This is a genomic window from Streptomyces sp. A5-4, assembly GCF_051131715.1.
Taxonomy (GTDB): domain Bacteria; phylum Actinomycetota; class Actinomycetes; order Streptomycetales; family Streptomycetaceae; genus Streptomyces.
In genome coordinates this window covers 4,343,687-4,367,544 of the sequence record NZ_CP178591.1, presented here as the reverse complement: position 1 = coordinate 4,367,544, position 23,858 = coordinate 4,343,687, and the positions used below count along the sequence as shown (strand labels likewise).

The following is a 23,858-nucleotide window of genomic DNA, read 5'->3' as shown; positions in this document are numbered from 1 at the left end:
AACAGGTTATCCCAAATGGATTCAGGAAATGATGAAGTTGTAACCACTTACCACCCCACCCGGAAGGCTCCGCAATGACCGACAGCCCCGACCCCACCTACGCCGAGCGTCTGACGTCCTCCTCCCCCCTGGCCGGCGCGGCCCTCGCCTTCGGCGACCTGGTCGAGGACGTCGACCAGCGGCGCGCGGCGATCCGCGTGCACCGCTTCGACAGCACCGAGGACGCCAAGGCCGCCGCAGGCCGCGACGAGCTGAGCGACGGTGACGTGATCGTGGTCGAGTCCGAGCGGGTGACCGGCTTCATGGTCGTCGTCCTCCCGGCGGCCGTCACCGAGGAGCGCGGCGCCCTGTACCGCCTCAGCAGCCCCGCCCACGACTACGCGGGCGGCTCGTACATCGACAGTGCGGTGGTCGCCGAGCGCGAGGGCCGCGCCCTCGGATTCCTCCTGCACGACGAGACCCCGCAGGAGCGCATCCGGTCCATGCACAAGCTCATGAACGACTCCGGCGCCCGGGTGCGCACCAACCCGGACCCCACCAACCCTGAGTGGAAAGCCGCCCTGGACCGGCTGACGATCGCGCACAACTACCTCAAGGAGCACGACGCGGCGTACGCCGAGGTCGTTAACGACCTCGTCCTGCGGACCACCGAGTGGTGGGTCACCGGCGACCGCGCGACCCGGCCGGGCTACAGCCGAGCCTGACCCCGCCGCCCCACCCGACACGAGCACCAGGAGAACGGCATGTACGAGGTCACCATCGAGCACCCCGGCATCGAGGAGCGGTTGTTTACATGCTCCGGAGGCGGCGAACTGCGCACCCTGGTCTACGGCGTGGCGCGCGCCCAGGGCCACACGGCGCAGAACGACAGCGACCTGATCGCCGAGATCGGCGCGGTCCGCTCGCGCGCCGACATCGAGGGCATCGGCCTGATCGAGGTCCACGACGTCACGGTCAAGGTGAAGCCCGCCGTGGAGATCGACTACGTATGCGAGGGCCACGCGGACCTGTACGTCGGCCTCGGCGAGTCCGTCTACTGCGACGGGACGTGCCGACCGCGGCCCCGCTTCGACCGTGAGGCGCTGGTGGCGCTGTCGCTCGACCTGGACGACGCCGACCTGGACGAGTCCGGCGGCTGCGGCGCGTGCGGCCTGGAGGCCGGGCAGATGTGCGTGGGCTGCGGGCTCTGCAACTGCGACCGGCACGACGTGTGCAAGCGGCCGGCCAGCAAGCCGGACGTCGCCCGGCAGTAGGCCCTCCGGGCCACGACGCCCCGCCCTCCCCCAGTGGAGGGCGGGGCTTTCTGCTGCTCAGAGGCGCTCGGCGGTGTTCGATGCTGAACGGTGACCGCCCCCGTGGCCTGCGCTCTTTGCCAATCCTTTGCGGATCAACTTTCCCAAAATGGATTATCCAAAATAGATTCAGGACATGATGAAGTTGTAACCACTCATCACCCACCAAAGGACGCGGCCATGAGCGCACCGACCAGCACCGATCACCCCGCCCGGTGCCTCAAGTGCCGTCGAATCCTGCGCCGCCCCTCCCCGGACGGCTACGGCCCCAAGTGCCGCGCCAAGTTCCGCAAGGCGGCGCGCACCGCTCCCCCGGCCGCCTACCAGCCGTGGCAGATCGCCAAGGCGATGGAGCTCCTGGAGTTCGGCGGCCTGGTTCCCCTCCGCGCGAACCGGATCTTCCTCACCGTCTCCGACGACGGCAGCGAGGTGTACCGCACCGCGGCCACCGGTCAGTGCAACTGCCCGGCCGGACTGCGCTCCGTCCGCTGCTACCACGGCGCGGCAGCTCACCTCGTCAACGCCTGATCCCCGAGAGGACCCCGAGATGAACAAGCACTCCAAGGCCGCCACCCGCGCCCGACTCCTCGCCGGCGTCATCCGAGGACGTGCCGAGACCCACCCCGAGGGCGCCGCCCTGCGCACCGTCGCCCGCAACCTCACGCGGGCCGCGAAGGTACTGCGCGAGTCCCCGGAGACCGGCTACCTGCCCGACGCGGCCGATCAGGCCCTGTGGTGCGCCCGCATGGCCGCCGTACGCGCCGACACCGGCATCCCGAGCGCGGTCCTCGACTACGTCTCGGCCCCGATCACCGGCTGGTCGACGCAGCTCCCCGAACTGCTCCCCGCCGACCCCGAGCACGTCCGCCAGGAGAACGAGCTGCGCGCCCGGAACCTCGACCTGAGCGGCCACCTGGACAGCCGCGACGAGGACGTGGTCAGCGCCGTTCTCGTCGCCCTGATCGCCGTGCACACCGAGTACGAGCACCTGGCGGCGAACGTCGCCCTCCACGGCCGCGCGGACACGCCTCCGACCACGTACCGGCCGCACACCGGCCGCCGGACGGCCGCCCACCTGCCGGGCCACCTGACCGTGTTCGACGGATGCCTCATCCTCGCCGAGCTGGAAGTGCCGTACGGCATCACCCCCGGCGAGATCTGGCAGCTCATCGCGACCGCCCAGCCCACCCACGCGTGACCCTCAACGAGGAGGACCAGCCCATGTTCCGCGAGAGCATCGCCCACGCAGGCGGCACTACCGAGGGCACCGCCAGCGAATCGCACGCCCTGCTGACCCTCCGCCGGGCCGCCCGGCGCGGCTACGCGATCGAGGCCACCCGGGACGGCGGCGCGCTCATCACCTGGACCCGCCGGGAGATCCGGGGCGGCATCGTCCACCGCTCGATCACCTTCATCCCGCAGATGCCGGTCGGCACCCTGACCGAAGCGGTGATCCGCGACCTGACGGACATCAGCGAGCTGCGCCCGGTGGAGTACACGGAGAACGACTACGGGCGCCGGATCATCCTCGCCGGGCTCACCGAGATCAGCCCGATGGCCACCGCGGCTCTGCGCGCCCGCAAGCTCGTGACCGCCGACGAGCGCGGCAAGGTCCGGCTGACCCTCACCGCGCGGCTCGGCCTGCTGGCCGCCGCGCACCGTACGACGACCACCGAGCCCGACGGCTGGACCCGGGCGTCCGACAGCCGGCTCGTCACGGTCGGGCTGAACCGCCCCGGCCGCCGTGCCGGGATGGTCCGCCAGTCGGCCAGTGCGGCCTCCTGCTCGTGCGGCCAGTTCCGCGCCTTCGGCGGCGACCGCGCCGAGGCCCGGACCCTGGCGCGCGGCCACCAGCACGACGTGGGCGCTGCCTTCGTCGCCGGGCTCTCCGTCGGCTTCACCGACGCGGTCACGGCCGAGCCCACGGCGCGCGAGGTCGGCCTTGAGGACCGCCGGTACTGGGCGGACGCGTACGACCGTGAGTAGGCCAGCGGACCAGTGTCCGGGCCGTGTGTCCGGACACTGGTCCGCGTCCGGCGGACAGTGTCCGGACGAGCGCTGACCTGCGGTTTCACGGACATCACCCCGGTACCTCAGCGGGAGATCAGCGTTAGGCATAGTGCCCACCCACTATACCTCTCGGACATGTCCGGACAGTGTCCGTGACGGTGTCCGGACAGCCCAGAAGGAGCCTCAGCGGATGAAGAAGCTGCCCCCTCCCAAGACCCCGACCGTGGCTATCGCGCGCGTCCTGCGCGGCCTCGGCCTCACCCAGGGGCGCGGCTGTGACTTCCGCGTCGAAGGCGAGTGCCGCAACGGCGAGCGGATCGGCACGTACGTCCTGACGCTCTCCCGGAACGCGGATGAGACGATCGCCGCCCACGCGGACGAGATCGAGCGCCTGGTCCAGGAGGCCGGGTTCACCTTCCGCGTCTCGGTGCGCTACCCCAGCGGCACCCGCCCGATGACCAGAGTGGCCAATTACGGCTCCCCCGTCCGCGAGACCCCGCCCGTACCAGAGCCGCCGGCGACCGCCCCGGAGCCGCAGGAGCCCCCGGCGGCCGAGCCGGAGCACGAGCCCGCCCCGGCCGAGCTGCCCCCGGCCGGGTCCGTCGCGAGCAAGTTCCTCGAGGGAGCCCGCGAGCGGGCAGGGGAGAAGCAACAGGTGCAGGCGCTCGGCTGGTCCGACCGTCAGGCGTACCTCGTCGCCTCGGCGGCCACCGCGGCACTGAGCTACGACCGCAACGGTGTCCTGCGCGACCGGCCCCGCCCCGGCTGGCCCGGAATCCCAGTCGATGAAGCCCGACTCGGCCCGCTGGTGAAGGCCGGACTCCTCGTCATCACCGAGCCGTTCGGCCCCGGCTACAAGCGCGTCAGCATCACCGCCGACGGCCGGGACTCCCTGTTCCTCTGGCGGCGCTACCAGCCGAGCCCGGCCGTGAAGGACCGCAAGACGGAACGCGAACCGCTCCGCCCGCTCATCGGCGGCGAGGAAGCCACCCGCCGAGGCCGCGCCTTCGCCGAGGACCAGCGGAAGCGGGAGGTGCAGCGCGAGGCGACGTACGCGGCGATGGACGAGCCGCACGAGTGGGAGGACCGGGACGAGCGGCTGTGGAAGGTGTGGGCCACGGTGCAGGACATCACGTACCGCCTCGGCCGACCCCGCCCCCGAGGCTGGGTGCCCACCCCGGAAGAGATCGCCGAGCACCGCCTCGACCCGGATGCGGTCGCCGAGCTGCGCGCCGAGGCCAGCCATCCGGCACCGAAGCCGGAACTGCCCAAGACGTCCCGGGTGCGCCCGCTGGAGCTGCCACCGCTCCCGGCCGCGCCGGACGAGGCCGAACAGCTCGACCTGTTCGGCGAAGCGGCGTGAACCGCGCGAGCGGAGCGCCTACCGTGATGAGTGATCTGAATGGAGCCGGCAATGAGCGGACCCACACGAATGGACATGGCTCGCAGGATGAGCGGCGGGTACGGAACCGGCGAGGGCGCGGTCGGCCTGGTCGACCGGAGCGACGGGCCGGGCGCACCGTGCGACATGTGACCGACGCGGTCCTGTACTTCGTGGACTCGGCGGAGGCGGACATGCACTACGCGTGCCTGGAGCACACCGGGGCGGTCGCGTACTCGGTGGCGGTCACCTCGACCCGCGGCCCGGACGTCCCCACCTCGGAGCAGGGAGTGGACGACCGCCGATGGCGGAAGTAGCCCCGTACGAGGAGCGCCCGCCTGCCGCCCTCTCCGGGCAGCAGGCGGGCGCTCCTCGTTCCCCCAGAGGGTCAGTCGGTGGCAGCCGCCTTGGTCGCTGCCACCCGCCTGTTCTTGGTGGCCCGGTGGCCAGCGGCGATGTCGTGAACCCGCTGCGGAGTGACCTCCAGCGGGCCGGACAGGGTCTTGGCGCTGTGCTGCGGCATATCGAGAAGCGCGCGGGCGGTCAGCTGCCTCTGCTGGCGAATCCAGGCGGCCAGGTCCGGCACGGCATTGAGGGCGCGACCAAGGGCTTGCGCCCGCTCGACAGTCGGCTCGCCGGCCAGCTCGGCGAGGGCGGCGAAGGGTGCGGGAAGTTCGACGCGATCCATGCCAGCAGCTTAGGGGGTGGACACTATGACGCGCCTCACGCACGGTGCGGCGCGTTGACTCCGCAGGGCTCTGACCTGCGAAAACTTTCCTAATTTCTTTGCGTCACCCCGGTACCCCCAGGGAGATACCGCGTTAGTCATAGTGTCCACCCACTAACACACACCACCCCGCAAGGAGCCACCATGGACGCCAAGATCGCCCTCAAGCGCCTCACCACCCGCGCCACCTCCGCCTTCGAAGAGGCGAGCAGCGCCCGCAAGAGCCTGACCGAAGCCCTCACCGCCCAGGGCGCCTACCTGGACGGTCGGATCGACGCCGTACTGGTCGCCGAGGGCAAGGCGAAGCCCTGGGTGGAACTCCTCAAGCGCATCGACCGCCACGGCGTCCGCGAGGGCCTGGCCAAGCAGCGCGCGGAGTCCACGGAGGTCCTGCTCCAGTGCGGGTTCTCGATGAGCACGAGCCCGGTCTCCAACGCGGCCCGGATGGCCGACCAGGACGGCCTGCGCCGCTTCCTCAACGCGACCGACACGATCGAGATCGACGCGGACGAGACCCCGGCCCTCGCCGGCTGACTGGCAGCCACCCCCGGGCGGGGCCATCCGGGCCCCGCCCGCCCTCTTGAGCGAAAGCGAGACCACCCATGAGCGCGATCACCTTCGAAGACCTGGTGCACACCGCCCTCCAGCTCCCGACGGCCAGCACCGACGGGGAGTGCGGGACGTGCGGCGCGGAGAGCGGCGAGCCCTGCACCCTCAGCTGCGACGACCGGGGCGCGCAGGCCAGGAAAGAGGTCCGGGCCTTCCTGATCCACCCCCCGGGAGCCCAGTTCGAGGAGGTGCTGAAGGACGCGCGGGAGCGCGAGGAGCGGGACGACGAGACGCCGGGGTTCTTCTGGGCCTGGTGGGCGGTGGATGACGAGGCCGAGAGGCGCGGCACCAGCCGCGCGGCCTTCTGACCTGCGATTTTTCCGCGATTCCCTGCGATCCACCCGGTACCCCAAGAGCGTTCGGAAGTTAGTCATAGTGTCCACCCACTAACACCCCTTCCTAGGAGTCCGCGATGGCCGTTGACCTCAACACCCGGCGCTTCCAGATCCGCTACTCGTACGCCACGGACGCGCGCAACGGCCGCGAGGTGAACACGACCTACCTCAACAACGGCGAGGAGCACCTGCCCCCCCCAGGAGGCGGCGGCGGCCATCGCCCGCGCCTTCCGCCACGAGGGCCCGTTCGCGGACATCGAGATCTGGCAGGAGACCGAGCAGGCGCGCGACAGCCGCCTGGCCAGCAGGCGCCGGGAGGCCGCGCTCGACGCGATCGGCATGGGCTGGGACATGGGCGGCGCGAACTGACCAACACGACCAACCGGGCGGGGCCTGCGGGCCCCGCCCTCCACCACCCGAACCAGGAGGTACGCCAGATGGCAACCATCACGATCACTCACACCCGCGCGGAGGGCACGCTCCTTGAAGGCTCCCGGAAGGGAGACGGCATCTTCGAGATCGTGCGCGATCACGGGTTCTGGTTCTCGCGGAACGTGTCCGGCCTCTACATCCGGCGCTCGCAGGACAAGGAAGCGCAGATGTGGCGGATCAACGCGGCGGCCGACTCCCTCCGCGAGGCCGGCCACGAGGTGACGGTCGAGATCAAGGAAGAGGTCCGGCGGTCCTTCGCGGAAGCCGAGGCCGAGCGCGTGGAGCGCGCCGAGGACAGGGTCGAGCGGTTCAGCGACCGCGCGGGCCGGGCCGTCGCCTCGGCTAACGCCCGGCGAGCGTCAGCCGACCAGATCTCGAAGCGGTTCGAGTTCGGGCAGCCGATCTTGGTCGGCCATCACAGCGAGGGCCGCGCCCGCCGCGACGCAGCGCGAATCGACACGAACATGCGGCGGTCGTTCGAGGAGCGCGACCGGGCCGGGTACTGGGCGAACCGGTCCGGGGCGTCCGAGAACTACGAGCAGCACCGGAACGACCCGCAGCGCACCTTGCGGCGCCTGGAGCGGCTGCGCGCCGACCTGCGACAGCAGGAGCGCCACCACGCGGAAGGAGTCGAGAAGGGCTGGACGTCGGTCGACCGGCACGCCCGGAACATGCAGGACCTGACCGAGGAGATCGCTCACTGGGAGGCGCTGATCGAGAAGGCCAAGGCCGACGGCGTGAAGCTCTGGGGCCCGGACGACTTCGTGCCCGGCGACTACGTGCTCTACCTCGGCTCCTGGTACGCGGTAGCCCGGGTCAACACCAAGACGCTGTCCGTCGCCTGGAACCTCCGGCTCGCCCACAAGCCGGTCATGACCCTGGAAGACGCCGTCTACAACGGGCGGGTCTCAACGCACAGCGCCGACTACACCAAGGTGCAGGGCCGATGCCCGGAAGAGGCGATGAACGCCTTCCTCGCGGACAAGAAGGTGCCCGGCACGAAGTTGGCGCGCGCAGCCTCGGAGGCGGCACCGGCCCCCGCCATCCGCGAGGCACAGGCCATGGCGAAGAAGGCGAAGGCGAAGAAGGCCAAGAGGCGCAGCGACCCGAAGATCCCGAAGCGGGTCAAGGTCGAGTGCCGGTGGGATGCCACCGAGGCCAAGCTGACGTGGCTCAACGGGCGCAGCGAGCCGCACAAGGACCACGAGCCGGTGATGCTCACCGCGCCGGACGGGGTGAAGTTCACCGATTCGGTGACGTCGCCCGCACTCCTGGACATGGTGACCACGCACCTGGCCGGGTGCGGCTACACGTACGGAGAGGGCTTGGGTTGGAGCGGTTCCCCGGGGCGCGGCATCGTGCGCGCCATCGAGCCCAAGGGTGTCGAGAAGCTGGAGGCCCCTGCGGCCGACGAGCAGCCGGCGCCCGAGCCCCCGGCCGAGGAGCCCGCCATCGAGGAGGAGCCCCCGGCGGCCGAGCCGGAGCCCGAACCCGCTCCGGAGCCCGAGGAGCCGAAGGTCTGGGGCCGGTCCGACTTCAAGAGCGGCGACTACGTCGAGGCCCTGGGCCGCTGGCGCAAGGTCCTGCGGTCCAACCCGAGGAGCGTGTCGGTACCCGGCGACCCCTACCTCATCCAGTGGGACATGGTGACCGGCCGCAGGAGCGCGGCCGAGATGGCCGAGGCCGAGGAGGACCAGGCGCCGGTCGAGGCGACTCCCGAAGGGGCAGAGGAAAAGCCGGAGGGGGCCGAAAAAACTGCCCCTGACCTGCGAATCCTTCCGGACAACCCGGTACCCCAGGGGCCTTCGGAAGTTAGTCATAGTGTCCACCCACTAAACCCCACACCGCACAGCGAGAGGCCGGACACCATGACCGACACCGCCACCACCGCCACCGCCACCGGCGAGGTCGCCGAGACGGCCCCCGCGAAGAAGGCCACCCGGACCAAGGCCGTCGCGAAGAGGGCCCCGGCCGCGAAGAAGGTGAAGGTGATCGAGCCCTCGAAGGTCACCAAGCGCCGCGAGGTCATCGCCGAGAAGGCCGTCGAGCCCAAGGCCAAGGCGGACACTCAGAAGGTCATCCCGATCGACCGGATCGACCGCGACCCGAACCAGCCGCGCGAGCTGTTCGACCAGGCCAAGCTGATGGAACTGGCGGGCTCCATGCGCGAGCTGGGCCAGCTCCAGCCGATCAGCGTCCGGTACGACACGGGCGCCCGGCGGTACACGATCATCATGGGCGAGCGCAGGTGGCGCGCGGCCAAGATGGCCGGGCTCACCGAGATGACCGCCCTCGTCCTGCACGGCGCGGTCGCCGGCTCCCGCGAACTCCTCGCCAAGCAGGTCGCCGAGAACGTCGGCCGCGCGGACATGACGCCCATGGAAGAGGCGAAGTCCTTCAAGGACCTGGAGACGGCCGGGTACACGATCGAAGAGATCGGCCGGATGTGCGGCAAGTCCCCGGCATACGTCGGGTGGCGGATCGACCTCCTCAAGCTGTGCGACTCCGCGCAGGACGCCCTCGCCAAGGGCCTCCTCGGCATCAACCTCGCCTGGTACGCGGCGCAGCTCAGCGACCAGAACCAGATGCGGTTCCTCAGCCGGTACACCCAGGGCGGGTTCAACAGCGACCGGGACGCCGAGGCATTCGTGAAGGCGTGCCGCACCGAGGAGGAGCGCCGCGAGTCCCAGGGATCGTTCTTCGTGCTGAGCGAGGAGACCCCGGCCAAGAAGGGCGACGTCCAGGAATCGATCCTCGGCGACCACGACGTGCCCGAGGAGGAGCGCGAGCGCATCATCTCCGAGCGGTCGAAGCTGACGAAGAAGATCGAGCGCCTGTCGGTCGCGGGCGAGATCCTGGCCGAGCTGGCAACCGCGGACCCGGAGGAGCTGGCCCTCCTGCTGGCCGGAGCTGCCGGAGGCGTCGAGGTCCACAGCAAGCGCATGGCCCACCTGCGCAAGCTGACCGGGCAGGTCATCCACACCCTGACGAAGGCCCAGGCCATCGCCTCGGTGCGAGCCGGTGGAATCGCGATCAACCCGGACGCGGTCGTCCCGGCGGAGACCGAGGACACCTCGGAGGTCGAGGCCGCCGCCTGACCTCCCTTCGGCAGGCCCGGACCTTAGTGCCCAGACACTAAAGTCCGGGCGGGAGGGCCAGCGCGCCCCTCAGCGCAGCACGCGGCGCACCCCTCCCCCACTCCCGCCCCGCCCATCGCGGCGGCCACAGCGGAACCCACAACCTCACCACCCCCGGCCCACCGGCACGGGCACCACCACCCACCCGACAGCGCCCCAAGGAGCCCTCATGCGATTCCCGACCGACGTCCTGGCGGTCCTCACAGACCCGCGCACCGTCATCCGTGGCGACCTGGTCCGCATCCCGTTCGAGATCGACCGCGTGGTCTACGAGCAGGTGAACACGGCCCTCAAGGAGATGAGCGGCAAGTGGGACGGCCGCAAGGCCATCCGGGCCCACGTCTTCCCGTACCGGATTGAGGAGTTCATGCGCCAGTGCCTCGCGGCCGGCGAGTACCCGACCAAGTACGAGCAGGGCTGGTTCCCGACCCCGCCGAGCCTGGTCATGCAGATCTGCGACCTGGCCGGGATCTACGCCGGGATGACCGTGCTGGAACCCTCGGCCGGCTCGGGCGCCATGACGTCCGAGATCGCCCGCCGCGGCGGCCTGGTCGACAGCGTCGAGCTGGACGCCCACCGGGTCGAGCTGCTGCACAGGCAGGGCGATTCCCGGAAGGTGATCGCCGGGAACTTCCTGGACCTCGACCCGCTGGACTACGCGGAAGGGTTCGACCGGGTGGTGATGAACCCGCCGTTCTCCAACGGGCTCGACCACATCAAGCACGCGATCGGGTTCATGGCAGACGACGGCATCCTCGTCTCGGTCATGTCCGCAGGGCTGACGTGGTGGAGCGACAAGGCCACCGTGGAGTTCCGCGCGATGGTCGAGGAGGTCGGCGGCGAGATCGAGGCCCTGCCCGACGACTCGTTCGCCGCGTGCGGCACCTCGGTCAAGACGTGCCTGGTGTACGTCCCGGGGTACGCCGGCGGACCGCTGCGGACCCACGACTGGCACCAGCGGCAGCCGAAGCAGCTCGACCTCTTCGACTTCGCCGCATAGGGCTCCGACCTGCAACTTTCCCCGATTCCGCTGGTCGCACCCGGTACCCCAAGTGGGATCACGCGTTAATCATAGTGTCCACCCACTATGTCCTACCTTCCACCAGGAAAGGCTCCCACCATGAGCGACCAGGCCACCCCCAACAAGGACATCCTCACCTCCATCCAGGCAGGGGACGTCTTCCTCCTCACCAGGGAGGAAATGAGGCTCCTCCTCCCCTGGATCCACACCACCCTCCAGGGCCAGCCCAAGGAGGAGCACAACTCCGACCTGTGCCAGCTCTTCACCCGGATTCTCAGGCTCTCCAACAGGCTCTACGGCACCGAGCGCGGCAACAAGGAGACCTGCATCTGCTACGGCTAACCCCCCACTCCGGCCGGGCCTACGGGCCCGGAGTGCACCTCAACCGAAAGGGACCTCACGTGAACCCCAAGCTCGCTACCTGCTCGTACGTCGAGTTCAGGCCCGGCATGGGCACCGCGGTCAGGAGCACGGTCGGCGCGACGCGCTGGCCACTGCCCTACCCGCTCGCCGGCCACGCCCGGCTGATCACCCCCACGCGGGACATGCTCAAGATCCAGTCGCGGGACGCCTACGAGTTCAGCTACCGCCGGATGCTCAACGGCAACGGCATCGAGGCCGTCCGGCGCGAACTGCTCAGCATCGCGGGCGTGGTCGACCTCGACTCTCCGCTCGTCCTCCTCTGCTTCGACCAGCTCGGGAAGCTGACGCCCCCCGACAACTGGTGCCACCGCTCGATGATCGCCGCGTGGTGGACCGAGCAGACCGGCGAAGAGGTCCCCGAGCTGGGAGCGACGAACGCGCCGACTCCGGCACCCACGCTGTTCGACTTCTGATCCCAGCCCGGCCGGGCGGGGGCGGGAATCCCCGCCCGGCCGAGCACCCAACCGAACTCACCTCACAGAGCAAGGAATCCACCATGGCCCGCGCCCGCGAGACCATCCAGACCCGAGTTTGCATTGACGACACGTTCGGCCCGTTCGACTGCCAGCTCGACCCCACCAACCGGTGGAACGGCTTCCTGAGCCCCAACTTCACCCTGGACGTCAGCCGGGAGCTGTCCGCCCAGACTCTCCGCATGGCCGACGAGTACGGCTACGACTGCGTCGACACGATCCACGTGATCGAGGGCCGCGCGGACAGCCAGGACACGGTCCACCTGATCGAGAGCGGGCTGACCCGCGAGGTGAACGAAGACGGTGACCGTGAGCCCGTCGCGATCGCCGTACGCGTCCCCTGGCGCTCCCTGGACCGTGGCGCGACCGCCACGATCTCCGACGTCACTCCGGCCGCCCGCAAGGCGGCCCGCAAGAGCAAGGCCACCGGCCGGGGCGCGGCCCGCGCGGTCATCGTCCACATCAGCTGGATGTACCTGAGCGAGGGCAGCGACACGGCCGCCCGCATCGTCCGGCCCGGCCGGGACGGCCTGTACTCCATCGGCGGCTGGGAATGGTGCTGGGGCTTCGCCTCCTGGTGGTGCGTGTGCGGTGAGGGCATGGACTGGCACGAGACCGAGTGCCTGTGCGGCATGACCCGCGACGCGAACCCGAAGACTCCTCTGGGCGTGGCCACCTGGGCGGCCGGTGCCACGCTGCGGCGCTTGGCCCCCGAGGCGACGTCGGCCCTGGTCGACCTTCACGACGACTACGCCCGACTGATCGCGGTCTTCGCCGGTGACACCGAGATCGACACGGCCGACGACACCGGCCCCTTCGACACCGAAACCCTCGGCGAGGCCGACCAGATCCTGCGCCAGGGCCTCGCCGAGGCCGGGCCCGGCGCCCCGGACGCGGCCGGCTGGCAGCACGTCCCGGACGAGAAGACCGACCAGCTCTACCGGATCACCTTCCCCGCCCCGCGCCCGTAGCGGAACGGCCCGGGACGCGGCGCCCTGAGCGCCCGCCCCGGGCCCCCTCCTCCACCCCACCCAGAGCGAACGAGGACGTCACATGACCAACCAGGCCCCCAAGAGCCCGGCTTACCCCCTGCCCGACGGCCGCACGATCAGCACGGCCGCCCACGAGGCCCTGAACGCCCACTTCGCGGCGGTCACCCGGCTCGGTCGCGTGATGGCCGTCGTCACCGCGGCTGCCGTGCGAGACGTCCTCACGGACAACGACCACGAAGCCGGGTTCGACGCCGCGCACGCCGAGCTGGTCGAAGCGGTCGACGGCTCCCTGCACGCCACGGGCCGGTACTGGACGGCGGACGGCACGGAGACCTCGTTCACCGAGGCCATCGGCGAAGCGGACGCCGGGATGGGCGTGTTTGGGATGAATGAGTGGGTGCCCTACCTGGGCTACGAGAACTCGGACGTCTGGAAGCCGCTCGTCACCACGCTGCCCGACCGCGACGGTCAGCCGGCCTACCGCTTCGACCTGGCCAAGGCGGCGGCCCTGCCGCTCGACTGACCACGCTTCACCTGGCCCCGGGGCGGGCGAGGGCGGGAATCCCCGCCCACCCCGGGGTCGACCCATGCGCACCGACCGAAACGACTCACGGAGAATGATCGAAGCTCTCGTCTCCTGCAACGACACCGACCGGTACCCGGCACTGATCGACCCCGCCGAGCACCGCGACGGGTTCGTGAAGCCCTGGTTCGACCTGGAGACCGTCCAGCGGATCGCGGACGACACCCAGGCCCACGCCGCCCGGTTCAGCCACGGCTCGGTGGACACGGTCCACGTCCTCATCGGCCAGGTCGACGTCGTCACGGTCCACGCGGTGGTGCTGAACATCTGCTGGATGCACCTGGGCGGCGAGAAGCACCAAGAGGCGGTGGAGGTCGTCCAGCCCGACGCGGCCGGCCGGTACGCGATCGGCGGGTTCGAATGGTGCTGGTACCAGCTGGACGAGGACCTGAACCCGGTCATCCCGCCCCAGGTGAAGCGGGAGCCGCTGCCGCCCTTCCCCTAGCAGAGGGCCGCCTGACCTGCACTTTTCCTTGAAATCCCCGGGGTCAACCCGGTACCTCACGGAGCGTCCCGCGTTAGTCATAGTGTCCACCCACTAAGCAACACCCCACCGGCCAGGTGAGCGGGGGCGGGAATCCCCGCTCGCCCGGCCAGCACCCGACAGCCTCACGAGGAGATCGCGCATGGCCTACATCGACTCCACCACCATCGGCTGGGCGACCGGCTCGGCGTCCGCTTACAAGCACGACGGGTCGGAGCTGACCGTCATGAGTTGGTTCTGTGGCGCGGGCGGCGACACCCAGGGCGCGGACGCGGTCCCCAACGTGACAGTCACCAGGGCCGCGAACCACTGGGACGTGGCCCTCGCGACGCATGCCTGGAACAACCCGCTCTGCGAGGTCTGGAAGGGCGACATCCGCCGGGCCCCGGTCGACAAGTGGCCGGTGTGCGACATCTTCTGGGCGTCGCCCGAGTGCCCGAAGTGGTCGGCGGCCCGGGGCGTGAAGCGCGACTTCGACAAGACCCTTCAGGGCCAGATCGATTTCGATGAGCCCGAGTTCAAGAGCGACAAGGAGCGGCGGGCAGCCGAGGAGCGCTCGCGCGCCCTGATGGAAGAAGTCCCCATGTACCTGCGCGGCGTCATCGCCAGGGGCGGCCTGGTCAAAGCCGGCGTGGTTGAGAACGTCATCGACTGCCGCGACTGGGACGACTGGAACCGGTGGATGGCCGAGTTCGACAAGATGGGCTACGAGACCAAGGTGTGCGCGATCAACTCGATGCACGTCGACCCGCGCAGCCTCGACCACATCCCCCAGAGCCGGGACCGGCTCTACGTCGCCTACTGGCACAGGAGCCTGGGCCGCACCCCCCAGTGGGACAAGTGGATTCTGCGCCCCGAGGCGTTCTGCTTCGAGTGCGACGAGAAGGTGGAGGCCGTCCAGGTCTTCCGCAAGCCGGGCAAGGACATGGGCCGGTACCGCCAGAGCTACGACTACAAGTGCCCGCGCAAGACCTGCCGCGCGATTGTCGAGCCGATGGCGCTCTCGGCGGCTGCCGCGATCGACTGGTCGCTGCCCGGTACGCCGATCGGCGACCGGCAGAAGACCGACGACTGCCCCGAGGGCCTGGCCCCGGCCACGATCGCCCGCACCCGCGCCGGGTTCGCCCAGTACTGGGGATGGGGCGCGAAGCCGGTGGACGACGGCCAGGATTCGCTGTTCGGCGGGATGGGCGACGCCCCGCAGGCGGCTGTCACGCCTGGCCCGCTCCTCGTCCCGACCGGCGGGACCTGGAGGGACAAGGCGGTCACGCTCGACCGGCCGATGTCGACCCGCACGACGGTCGAGACCGACGGCATCGTGGTCCCGCCCATCCTCGTGCCCTGCGAGGGTCGCGACGGCAAGAAGCCGATGAGCCTGGACGACCCGCTGCGCACCCAGACGGCCCGCCTGGAGACGGCGTTGGCCTACCTGCCGCCCTTCATGATCCCGATGCGGGGCGGTGGCGACAAGGAGAAGGCCCGGCACATCAGCGCCCCGCTTCACACAGTGTCGGCCGGCGGGAATCACCACGGCCTGGTGACCGCGCCGGATCACCTGCTCGTCCCGTACTACGGCAACGGCCGGGCCCGGGAACTGAGCGAGCCGATCGGCGCCCTGCCGACCCGCGACCGGTACGCCCTGGTCAAGGGCGACTTCAACATCGATGACGTGCTGTTCCGGATGCTCCAGCCCCACGAGATCGCGCGGGCGATGGCCTTCCGGACGGGCTACAAGATCATGGGCTCCAAGCGGCACCAGGTGCGCCAGCTCGGCAACGCGGTCACCCCGGGGGTCGCCGAGAACCTGTACTGCGCGCTGGTCGAGGCGATCACGGGCGAGGAGCTGTCCCGATTCGCCGAGGGGCGCGGCCCGCTCTCCATGGCCCTGGCCGTCTGACCTGCAACTTTCCCGCGATTCCCTGGGGTACCCCCGGTACCCCAGGGCCTACCCCGCGTTAGTCATAGTGTCCACCCACTAAGTCCCACCCCGGAGGTAGCAGTGACCACCAAGCTCATCCCCACCCCCCTCGCGGAAGCCATCGCCAAGGAAGCCGCGCAGCACGAGGCCGACCCGATGCGCGAGGGCCAGGTGCTCCGCGTCCTGGTCGCGGCCGGATACACCCCGCAGGAGATCGCCGAGCTGGCCGGCTCCTCGTGGCACCGGGTCGACATGTGCCTGACGCTCCTCGACCTCATCGACGCGGGCAAGGGTGCCATGGCCGAAGGGGTCCTCCCGTTCAGCCTCGCCTGGTTCATCGCACGGCTGAGCGAGCCGAACCAGCAGCTGATGCTCAACCGCTGGCTGCGCGGTGACTTCCGGAACGTCAGCCACGCGGAGCGGTACGCGAGCGCGATCTGCGCCGACGAGCAGCCCCAGGTGAGCTTCTGACCGCCGGGAAAACTTCCCGAACCTATTTCCCTAAATTGGTTTCGCTAAATCGACTACGGAAAGAATGAAAGTAGATCCACTCACCACCCACCACCCCAACAGGGAGACCCGTATGAGCACCACGACCCACGCGATGCCCGAGCTGGAGATCGAGGACCAGGCCGCCTACTACCAGCTCCGGGTCGTCCAGGAGCCCGGCAAGCCCGAGTCCATCAGGGAGGAAGTCCTGTCCGGATTCCAGGTCCGGGCGGCCATCCGCAGGGACCTGCTGACCGGCCTGAACAAGGTCGAGCAGAACGGCCCGACCGAGATCACCATGCGCCGGACCGGAGAGAGCTGCACCTACTCGAAGGTCTGCTAGCTCGGCGCGGCCGGTGGGGCGCGTAAGCGAGGGAATCCCACCGGCCGCCATACGCAGCCCAGCACCGAAGGGCCTCACAACCCGACCAGGCGCGTGAGGCCCACCGTACCGCCCGTTCAGATCACTGGAGGAACGCGTGAGCACCAACACCACCAACGAGACCCGCGAGTTCATCATCATCGGCCAGGAGCGCGGCGCGAGCTACTGCCTGTGGGACGTGGCCCCCGCCCCGGCCGACGCCACGAAGCGCGCCATGGCGCTTGAGGAGATCGAGGTCGACGCGCACGACGCGTTCGGCACGGTCCACACCCAGTACGCGACCAGCGCCCGTGAGGCCGTCGACCGCCTGGTGATCTCCCTGCGCGAGATGTCCGGGATCGGCTCGTACGCCCTGGCCGACGACAGCCAGCTCGACAACTACACGGCCGAGCCCGCCCCCCAGCCGGCCACCGCCGAGCCCGAGCCATTCGGCCGCGCGCACACCCTCTCGGCCACCCGCGACAGCGGCTACCGGGTCAAGGCGAGCACCACGCCCGGCCTGCCTCTCTTCCACGTGAACGGTCTGCCCGTCCAGTCCCCGAACGAGACCAGGGACCGTGTGCGCGCGGGCGTGATCAACAGTGGCTTGGACTGGCCGATGGCGAACGTGCTCGTGCGGATCAGCCCGATCACCGGCAAGGACGGGAGCAGCGTCGGCACCAGCGGCCTGGACCTCGCCATCGCGTGCAGCGTCCTGGCCGCAGCCGGACAGCTCTCCGGCGAGTGCCTGGCCGGAGCCGCCATCGTCGGTGAACTCGGCCTCGACGGTGCGGTGCGCGTCCCGTACGACCTGACGAACACGATCCGCACGATCGCGGCAGACGGCGCGACGACCGTCCTCGTCCCGTCCGCAGCCGTGGACGACGTGGCCACCGCGGGCGTCCGCGTGATCGGCGTCAGCTCCCTGGACGAGGCCCTGGCGGTCCTGACCGGCCACTGGCACCACCCCGAGGGCTGCGCCCACTGCGGCGACGACTGCGACCCGCACCGGCCGTGCACCCCGGCCACCCTGTGCCCGGCCTGCGAGGACGACAGCCCCGCTCCGTTCTAACCGCGGGCGCCGGGCGGCCCCGCACAGGCCGCCCGGCGCTCCCCTCCGACCACCACCCGACATGCAACGGAAGGGCAGCACCACCATGAGCGCCACCACTGATCAAGTCCAGTTCGCCGCGTACGCCCCGGGCCGGTTCGCCGAGCACCTGCCGTTCGCCCAGCGTGGCTACCTCTTCACCCTCCCCGGCGACTTCCCCGAGGAGACCCCCGCGCACACCAACGTGACCGACTGGGAGATGGCGGTTTACCGCGCGCACGGCGAATGGGAGGTGAGGGACATCAACGGCAACCGGAAGGTCTGGGGGATCGGCCCCAGCCGCCGAGTCGCGGTCGGCATGGCGTTCCAGGCGGTCGCCCGGAAGCGCCGCTACCGCGCGGCCGACATCGCCGACCGGCGCGCCGCGGCCGGCCTGGAGACCGTCCCCCCGTACATGGTCGAGGTCACCGCCGGTGTGACCCTCGTCCTCACCCCGCAGGCGGTCGCCCACCTGTTCCGGATCGAGGCCACCGACTTCGGTCACCCGGCCCGGTACCACGTGACCGACCCGGACGGCGGCGGCGCGTACGCCATCACGGCCGGTGAGGGCGTCGAGCTGCGGACCCTGGAGGTCGGTCTGCTGCACGTCCGGTGCGGCTGCGACCCCGAAGCGACCCGCTTCGAGAACGAGGCCGACGCCCTGGCCTACATCCGCGAGGAACTGAGCACCTGGGCGATGTGCGAGAACTCGCCCGGCGCCCCGGCCGAGGCCGACGCCCAGCCCGATGAGGACGACGACCCGGACATCATGGAGCGGCGTAAGGAACGCGCACTCCAGGCCACATGGGACGGCCTGACCGACAACTACGAGCGGTCCTACCAGGACGCCCAGACGGCCCGGGAGCAGATGACCCGGGCGGGCGTCGCCATGATCGGCCAGGTCATCCGGGGCCAACTGCCCGCCGCGACCGGCATGTCCGTACGGGCCGAGGACCTGGCCCTCACCGCGGTCCACGGCGACGGTGACCGGCTCTGGGCCGAGAACGGCGGGGAGCTGCCCGGCGAGACGGTGCACAACGTGAACGCCTACCTGACCGACGTCCTCACCTTCGGCCGGGACGAGGAGGCCCTGACCGATCTGGGGTGGGCCGAGGACGAGCACCTGAGCGGCGTGTTCACCATCGCCTTCCCGCCCGCCCCGTAGGCACAGACCCCAGTGGGGGCCGCGACCGTCACCCGGTCGCGGCCCCACTGGCGTTCCGGCGCCCACCGCGGCCCCGGGGCAAGGGCGCCCAAGGCCGTCTAAGCCGATCATGGCCCCCAGCTCCCTACCCTCCAAGCGGCCCGAACGAGGCGACCACAGCCCCGGCCAAGACCTCCCCGAGACCGGATTCACGCTCCACCCTCGTCACCCCGGGCGGCATTCCCCCAGGTCACAGCGATGAACGACCGTCGGAGTGATCACTGCGGGTGTGTGTATCATCCCTCTCCGCGATCGACCGTCCTGAGCAGCGGCGCGGTCGGTCGCGGCAGGCGCCGGTGGTGACAACGCAGCACACCCGCTCTCCGGGCGGGAGGTCCAGGTGCGAATCCTGGCCGGCGCTCTACCTCACCGCCTCACCTTCCCCGGGGGCCCGGATGTTCCATGGATCGATTCCCGCGCCCCTCCGGTCGATCATCTACGAGCACGCCGGGACCTGGCCCGGTGAGGACATCTACGTCGGGTGCTCCGGGAACTTCACGATCGAGCGGGTGCTGCACGCCCGGTTCGGCAACGAGCGGCGCGTCCACGGCAACGACATCCAGGCGTACTCGTGCGCCCTGGGCTGGTTCCTCGCCGGTGACCCACTGCCGTTCACCCTGCGCGACGACCACGAAGAGGCCCTGGGCTGGCTGCGCCCGCACCTGGAGGACCGGGCCGACCTGATGGCGACGCTGATGCTCGGCACCCGCTTCCTCCAGTACGTCGGCAAGGAAGGCCCGTACTACCGGCGGATGCTGGACGCGACGCGCGAGCAGTGGCCGAAGATGCACGACAAGACCGCCACGAAGCTCCGCGGCCTCGAGACGAAGCTCGGCAGCTTCTACGCCGGCGACGTCCGCGACTACCTCGACCACCAGGTGCCCGAGGACGCGCCGGTGGTGATGTTCCCGCCGTTCTACGCCGCCGACTACCAGGCGCAGTTCGCGAGCATCGACGCCGCTTTCGACTGGCCTCCGCCCTCGTTCGATGAGCTGACCGAGGACGGCAAGGAACGGATCATCGAGCAGGTCCAGGACCGGCCGAACTGGGTCCTGGGCCTGCACATCGAACGCCCGGAGCTACGGACCCGGCTCGCCGGTGTCGTCCAGACCGCGAACCGCGGCCTGCCGATCTACGTGTACGCGGCGGCCGGGCCCCGGCGCATCGTGGGGCCCCGCCAGCCCACCGAGCCGATCCGGATGCCGAAGATCGGCGCGGATGACGAGCTGGGCAGCAAGATGACAATTCACATCCTGACGGGCGGCCAGTTCGCGGCGATCCGCTCACAGTTCATGTCGAAGTCGATCAAGCCGGGGAACCCGCTGATCGCCTGCGGCGTAGCGGTCGACGGGAAGATCATCGGCGCGTTCGCGTACCTCCCGCCCAAGTTCGACCCGAACACCGCCTACCTGATGTCGGACTTCCCGGTGTCGTGGACCCGCTACCGGCGCCTGGCGAAGCTGATCGTGATGGCCGCCTCCACGAAGGAAGCACAGCTCCTCGTCCAGCGGTCCCTGTCGAAGCGGATCAACGGCTGGGCGACCACGGCGTTCACCGACCGGCCGAACTCGGCGAAGTACGGCCGGGGCATCCCCGGTGTGAAGCTCCACAAGCGCACCGAGGCGAGCAGCAAGGACCCCGGGGACGGCGTCCACCGCTATCAGCTCCAGTACGGCGGGCCCCTCGGTACGTACGACCTCGCCGAGGCCCTGGACCTGTGGAAGCGCAAGCACGGTAAGGACATGCGATGACGACCCCTCCCAACCTCCGGCCCCGCCTCGTCCGGCGGAACCCGGCGGACCTCCAGCTCCTCCCGGTCAACGCCCGGTTCATGCGGAAGGAGGAGTACGACCGGCTGGTCACCAACGTGAAGCGCGACGGCTGCCTCACCAGCGTGCCCCTCGTCTACGGCGGCGGCGAGTACGACGAGGGCCGCGAACTCGTCCTCTCCGGGAACCACCGCACCATGGCGGCCGTGGACGCCGGCGTCGAAGAGATCGACGTCATGCTCATCGAGGAACACCTGACCTCGCAGCAGCTCATCGCGATCCAGCTGTCCCACAACAGCATCGGCGGCGAGGACGACCCCGCCACGTTGAAGCAGCTGTACGAGCAGCTTGATGACGTCGACTGGCGGGCCTACTCCGGCCTGGACGACGAACAGCTCCAGCTCCTCGCCGAGGTCAGCCCCGAGGGCCTGTCGGAAGCCAACCTCGACTTCGCGACCGTGAGCCTGATCTTCCTGCCGCCCGAACTGGAGGCCGCCCGCGTCGCCTTCGACCAGGCCCGCCTCGGCCAGAACGAATCGTGGCTCGCCGCGCGCGCCGACTACGAACAGGTCCTCGACACGCTCGCGTCCACGCACGCCGCCCACAAGGTCGGCAACGTCGCCACCGCGCTCCACGCCATCCTCGCCATCGTGGAGAACCACCTCACCGACCTCCAAGAGGGCTACACCGCCCCGGACGGCACCCCGCAGCACTCCGGCACCGTCGGCCTGGAGACCGTCCTCGGAGCCCGACACCTCCCCGCCACGGCAGCCGTCACGATCAACAAGGCCATCGCAGCGGCAGAGGGGCGCGACGAGATCCCCCAGGGGCAGGGCTGGCGCCTTCTTGAGCGTCTGGCAGGGGAGTACCTGTCCGGCGACAACCACGTCAGCACCAGCCTGGACGCAGCCCCGTGACCACCAACGCACCGATCACCCTCGACCCGTCCCTGGACCCCTGGGAGCGCCAGCCCGGAGAGTCAGCCCGCAAACATGGACAACTCGCCACCTACCGGGACCTCGGTAGGGCCCGCACCCTTGCTAAGGCTGCGCAGAGCCTGACACTCGCGCACGGGCACGTGAGGAACGTCGCCGTCGAGTTCCGGTGGCGCGAGCGCGTCGAGGCGTACGACCGGCACCTGGACCGGCTGTACGAGGCCACCTGGCTGGAGGAACGCCGCAAGGCCGCCGAGTCGGACGCGAAGATCCTGGGCGCGGCGATCGGCAAGCTGGCCCAACGCCTGGGCACCCTGCGCGCCGAGGAGCTGTCCCCCGGCGACTTCATCCGGCTGATGGACGTGGCCATGCGGCACCGGCGCGTCCTGTTCGGCGATCCCACGGAGACGATCGCCGTCACCGGCCAGGGCGGCAACCCCTTGGCGGTGCAGCTCGCGGAGTTCGCGCAGATGCCCGAGGAGCAGCGCCGCGTACGCCTCGCCGACCTCGCCGCCTCCGTGAACCGGCGGCTGCGCGCGGTCGACGGCGGCGACGACGAAGACGACGAACCAGGGCCCGGCGACGAGGGAAGCGGCGAGGAGTGATGACGCACCAGGCTGCCGGCGCGCTGGACCACCTTGACGACGCGGCGGTGCTCCAGCATCTCGAAGCTGCCAACAGGTCCATGAGCGGCGACCTGCTGCGGGACCCGGTCACGCTCGCCCGGGGCTTGGACCGCACGTACCGGATGCGCCCGCACCTGCGGGTGATCGGGGAGGCCCTGGGCGACGTCGGGCGCGGCCTGTGCCCTCGGCTGATGATCTTCACGCCGCCGCAGGTCGGCAAGAGCACGACCGTGGCCGAGTGGTTCCCGTTCTGGTGGCTGTGCCTGTTCCCCACGGACCGGGCTGCGATCACCTCGTACGGCGACGACCTGGCGCTCCGGCGCGGCAAGACGATCCGCGGCTACGTCGAGGAGTACGGCGACGAGTACGACCTGCACATGCAGCCCGGGTCTGGGGCGATGCAGGACTGGCAGGTCACCCAGGGCGGCGGCGTCCGCTCGGTGTCCGTCGGCAAGGGCCTGACCGGCTTCGACGTGAACTTGCTGATCATCGACGACCCGCACAAGGACCGGGCTGACGCCGAGTCGGAAGCGTCACGGCGGGCGCTGCACGACTGGTACTCATCGACCGCGCTCAAGCGCCTCCAGCCGGACCGCAACGCCGTCGTCGGGATCCAGACCAGGTGGCACCCGGACGACTGGGCGGGCCGGCGCCTGGCCGAAGAGGGGCGGATCGAGGAGGGCGGCCGGTGGCGGGTCATCCACCTCCCCGCGGTCGCCGACTCGAAGTTCGGGACCGATCCGCTCGGCCGCCAGCCCGGTGACCCGCTCCCGCACCCGAAGATCCCGACCCGCGACCGGCGTCTGCTCAAGGCGTGGTGGGCGGACATGAAGCGCACGTCGATCGTGAGGGACTGGCACAGCCTCGCCCAGGGCGACCCGCAGCCCGCCGAGGGTGCGTTGGTGTCCGAGGAGCTGCTGCGGATGCTGCGGGACACGGTCACGAAGGTCGAGCCGCAGAAGATCGCCGTGGCCATCGACCCGTCCGGTGGCGGCCGTGACGTCGCCGGCGTCATCGGCGGCTTCTTCGGCGACGACCAGCGGGTGTGGATCACCCATGACCGGTCGGCGGCGATGTCGTCGGCCGACTGGTCCACCGCGGCCTGCCGCCTCGCCGTCGAGACCAACGCGGCGGTGATCTACGTCGAGTGGAACTACGGCCGCGACATGTGCGTGCTGGCCATCGAGACGTCGTGGAAGAAGCTCGTGGACGAGGGCGAGATCCCGGCCGACGTCCTCATGCCGCAGATCGCCCCCGTACGGGCCAAGCAAGGCAAGCTGCTGCGCGCCGAGCCGGTGGCTCAGCAGATGGTCCAGGACAAGGTGCGGCTGCGCGGGGTGTTCACCGACCTGGAACGGGAGTGGGCGACGTGGATGTCGACCGACCCGGAGAGCCCCGGCCGGATCGACGCCTCGTGCATCCTCGTGTACGGCCTGCTCCCCGAGGCGAACAAGGGCGCCATCGTCCACGCCCCGCTGCCGCAGTCCCCGACGTCCTCGGCGTCCCGTCAGCCCCCGTCGTCCGCCGGGATGTACGGCCGGCGCATCGGGAAGTGAAAGCGCCTCGT

Annotated in this window: 26 protein-coding genes and 1 tRNA gene; 26 read left to right on the top strand and 1 reads right to left on the bottom strand. The window is 70.3% G+C overall.

All coding sequences use genetic code 11. The features are described 5' to 3' along the window. The first annotated feature begins 74 nt into the window (after positions 1-74). The 7 genes from ACLLJJ_RS20030 (at position 75) to ACLLJJ_RS20000 (ending at position 5,000) form a co-directional block, all read left to right on the top strand. Entirely contained in the window at positions 75-704 is a 630-nt protein-coding gene (locus tag ACLLJJ_RS20030) for a hypothetical protein (RefSeq protein WP_434593344.1), read from the top strand. Positions 705-743: 39 nt separating this feature from the next. Beyond that, positions 744-1,253, top strand: a complete 510-nt coding sequence (locus ACLLJJ_RS20025; RefSeq protein ID WP_434593341.1) for a hypothetical protein — start codon at positions 744-746, stop codon at positions 1,251-1,253. Positions 1,254-1,472: 219 nt separating this feature from the next. Then, positions 1,473-1,820, top strand: a complete 348-nt coding sequence (locus ACLLJJ_RS20020) for a hypothetical protein (RefSeq protein WP_434593338.1) — start codon at positions 1,473-1,475, stop codon at positions 1,818-1,820. Positions 1,821-1,839: 19 nt separating this feature from the next. Continuing rightward, complete coding sequence (locus ACLLJJ_RS20015) at positions 1,840-2,490, top strand: hypothetical protein (protein WP_434593335.1); 651 nt, start codon at positions 1,840-1,842, stop codon at positions 2,488-2,490. Positions 2,491-2,513: 23 nt separating this feature from the next. After that, the gene (locus tag ACLLJJ_RS20010) at positions 2,514-3,278 is read left to right on the top strand and encodes a hypothetical protein (protein ID WP_434593332.1); all 765 of its coding nucleotides are present in this window, start codon (positions 2,514-2,516) and stop codon (positions 3,276-3,278) included. A 214-nt stretch (positions 3,279-3,492) separates the two neighbouring features. Next, positions 3,493-4,665, top strand: a complete 1,173-nt coding sequence (locus tag ACLLJJ_RS20005; RefSeq protein ID WP_434593331.1) for a hypothetical protein — start codon at positions 3,493-3,495, stop codon at positions 4,663-4,665. Between the two features lie 167 nt (positions 4,666-4,832). Then, positions 4,833-5,000: a hypothetical protein gene (locus ACLLJJ_RS20000; RefSeq protein WP_434593329.1), complete on the top strand. Its 168-nt coding sequence runs from the start codon at positions 4,833-4,835 to the stop codon at positions 4,998-5,000. A 71-nt stretch (positions 5,001-5,071) separates the two neighbouring features. On the opposite strand, the gene ACLLJJ_RS19995 is transcribed toward ACLLJJ_RS20000, so the two are convergent. Next, positions 5,072-5,371, bottom strand: a complete 300-nt coding sequence (locus ACLLJJ_RS19995; RefSeq protein WP_434593327.1) for a sigma-70 family RNA polymerase sigma factor — start codon at positions 5,369-5,371, stop codon at positions 5,072-5,074. 183 nt (positions 5,372-5,554) lie between these two features. On the opposite strand from ACLLJJ_RS19995, the gene ACLLJJ_RS19990 reads away from it, so the two are divergent. The 19 genes from ACLLJJ_RS19990 to ACLLJJ_RS19900 all read left to right on the top strand — a co-directional run bounded on the left by ACLLJJ_RS19990 (position 5,555) and on the right by ACLLJJ_RS19900 (position 23,847). Further along, positions 5,555-5,944, top strand: coding sequence for a hypothetical protein (locus ACLLJJ_RS19990; RefSeq protein WP_434593324.1), 390 nt, complete (start codon positions 5,555-5,557; stop codon positions 5,942-5,944). A 68-nt stretch (positions 5,945-6,012) separates the two neighbouring features. Further along, positions 6,013-6,327 (top strand): hypothetical protein, encoded by a 315-nt coding sequence (locus tag ACLLJJ_RS19985; RefSeq protein WP_434593321.1) that lies wholly within the window; start codon positions 6,013-6,015, stop codon positions 6,325-6,327. Positions 6,328-6,791: 464 nt separating this feature from the next. Beyond that, positions 6,792-9,884 carry a ParB/RepB/Spo0J family partition protein gene (locus ACLLJJ_RS19980; protein ID WP_434593318.1) on the top strand — a complete coding sequence of 1,031 codons (3,093 nt, stop codon included), beginning with the start codon at positions 6,792-6,794 and terminating at the stop codon, positions 9,882-9,884. Positions 9,885-10,092: 208 nt separating this feature from the next. Next, positions 10,093-10,923, top strand: a complete 831-nt coding sequence (locus ACLLJJ_RS19975; RefSeq protein ID WP_434593317.1) for a class I SAM-dependent methyltransferase — start codon at positions 10,093-10,095, stop codon at positions 10,921-10,923. 120 nt (positions 10,924-11,043) lie between these two features. Beyond that, the gene (locus tag ACLLJJ_RS19970; protein ID WP_434593314.1) at positions 11,044-11,286 is read left to right on the top strand and encodes a hypothetical protein; all 243 of its coding nucleotides are present in this window, start codon (positions 11,044-11,046) and stop codon (positions 11,284-11,286) included. Positions 11,287-11,345: 59 nt separating this feature from the next. Further along, positions 11,346-11,780 (top strand): hypothetical protein, encoded by a 435-nt coding sequence (locus ACLLJJ_RS19965; RefSeq protein WP_434593312.1) that lies wholly within the window; start codon positions 11,346-11,348, stop codon positions 11,778-11,780. Between the two features lie 83 nt (positions 11,781-11,863). Continuing rightward, a complete protein-coding gene (locus ACLLJJ_RS19960) occupies positions 11,864-12,811 on the top strand; it encodes a hypothetical protein (RefSeq protein WP_434593311.1) in 948 nt (315 codons plus the stop codon). 82 nt (positions 12,812-12,893) lie between these two features. Next, a complete protein-coding gene (locus ACLLJJ_RS19955; protein WP_434593308.1) occupies positions 12,894-13,355 on the top strand; it encodes a hypothetical protein in 462 nt (153 codons plus the stop codon). A gap of 94 nt (positions 13,356-13,449) precedes the next feature. After that, positions 13,450-13,860: a hypothetical protein gene (locus ACLLJJ_RS19950; protein ID WP_434593306.1), complete on the top strand. Its 411-nt coding sequence runs from the start codon at positions 13,450-13,452 to the stop codon at positions 13,858-13,860. A gap of 181 nt (positions 13,861-14,041) precedes the next feature. Further along, positions 14,042-15,796 carry a DNA cytosine methyltransferase gene (locus ACLLJJ_RS19945; RefSeq protein WP_434593305.1) on the top strand — a complete coding sequence of 585 codons (1,755 nt, stop codon included), beginning with the start codon at positions 14,042-14,044 and terminating at the stop codon, positions 15,794-15,796. A gap of 102 nt (positions 15,797-15,898) precedes the next feature. Continuing rightward, the gene (locus ACLLJJ_RS19940; protein WP_434593302.1) at positions 15,899-16,288 is read left to right on the top strand and encodes a hypothetical protein; all 390 of its coding nucleotides are present in this window, start codon (positions 15,899-15,901) and stop codon (positions 16,286-16,288) included. Between the two features lie 112 nt (positions 16,289-16,400). Beyond that, on the top strand, positions 16,401-16,649 hold the full coding sequence (locus ACLLJJ_RS19935) for a hypothetical protein (protein ID WP_434593300.1): 249 nt from the start codon (positions 16,401-16,403) through the stop codon (positions 16,647-16,649). 136 nt (positions 16,650-16,785) lie between these two features. Further along, positions 16,786-17,739: a magnesium chelatase domain-containing protein gene (locus ACLLJJ_RS19930; RefSeq protein ID WP_434593299.1), complete on the top strand. Its 954-nt coding sequence runs from the start codon at positions 16,786-16,788 to the stop codon at positions 17,737-17,739. A gap of 85 nt (positions 17,740-17,824) precedes the next feature. Continuing rightward, positions 17,825-18,922, top strand: a complete 1,098-nt coding sequence (locus ACLLJJ_RS19925; RefSeq protein ID WP_434593296.1) for a hypothetical protein — start codon at positions 17,825-17,827, stop codon at positions 18,920-18,922. Between the two features lie 329 nt (positions 18,923-19,251). Continuing rightward, a tRNA-Gly gene (locus tag ACLLJJ_RS19920) sits at positions 19,252-19,322 on the top strand. Between the two features lie 34 nt (positions 19,323-19,356). Then, on the top strand, positions 19,357-20,712 hold the full coding sequence (locus ACLLJJ_RS19915; protein ID WP_434593294.1) for a putative antirestriction adenine methyltransferase: 1,356 nt from the start codon (positions 19,357-19,359) through the stop codon (positions 20,710-20,712). Further along, positions 20,709-21,647 (top strand): ParB N-terminal domain-containing protein, encoded by a 939-nt coding sequence (locus ACLLJJ_RS19910; RefSeq protein WP_434593292.1) that lies wholly within the window; start codon positions 20,709-20,711, stop codon positions 21,645-21,647. Before ACLLJJ_RS19915 ends, ACLLJJ_RS19910 begins: the two co-directional genes overlap by 4 nt. Continuing rightward, positions 21,644-22,270 (top strand): hypothetical protein, encoded by a 627-nt coding sequence (locus ACLLJJ_RS19905; RefSeq protein ID WP_434593290.1) that lies wholly within the window; start codon positions 21,644-21,646, stop codon positions 22,268-22,270. Before ACLLJJ_RS19910 ends, ACLLJJ_RS19905 begins: the two co-directional genes overlap by 4 nt. Beyond that, positions 22,270-23,847 carry a terminase large subunit domain-containing protein gene (locus tag ACLLJJ_RS19900; protein ID WP_434593288.1) on the top strand — a complete coding sequence of 526 codons (1,578 nt, stop codon included), beginning with the start codon at positions 22,270-22,272 and terminating at the stop codon, positions 23,845-23,847. Before ACLLJJ_RS19905 ends, ACLLJJ_RS19900 begins: the two co-directional genes overlap by 1 nt. Positions 23,848-23,858: the final 11 nt, after the last annotated feature.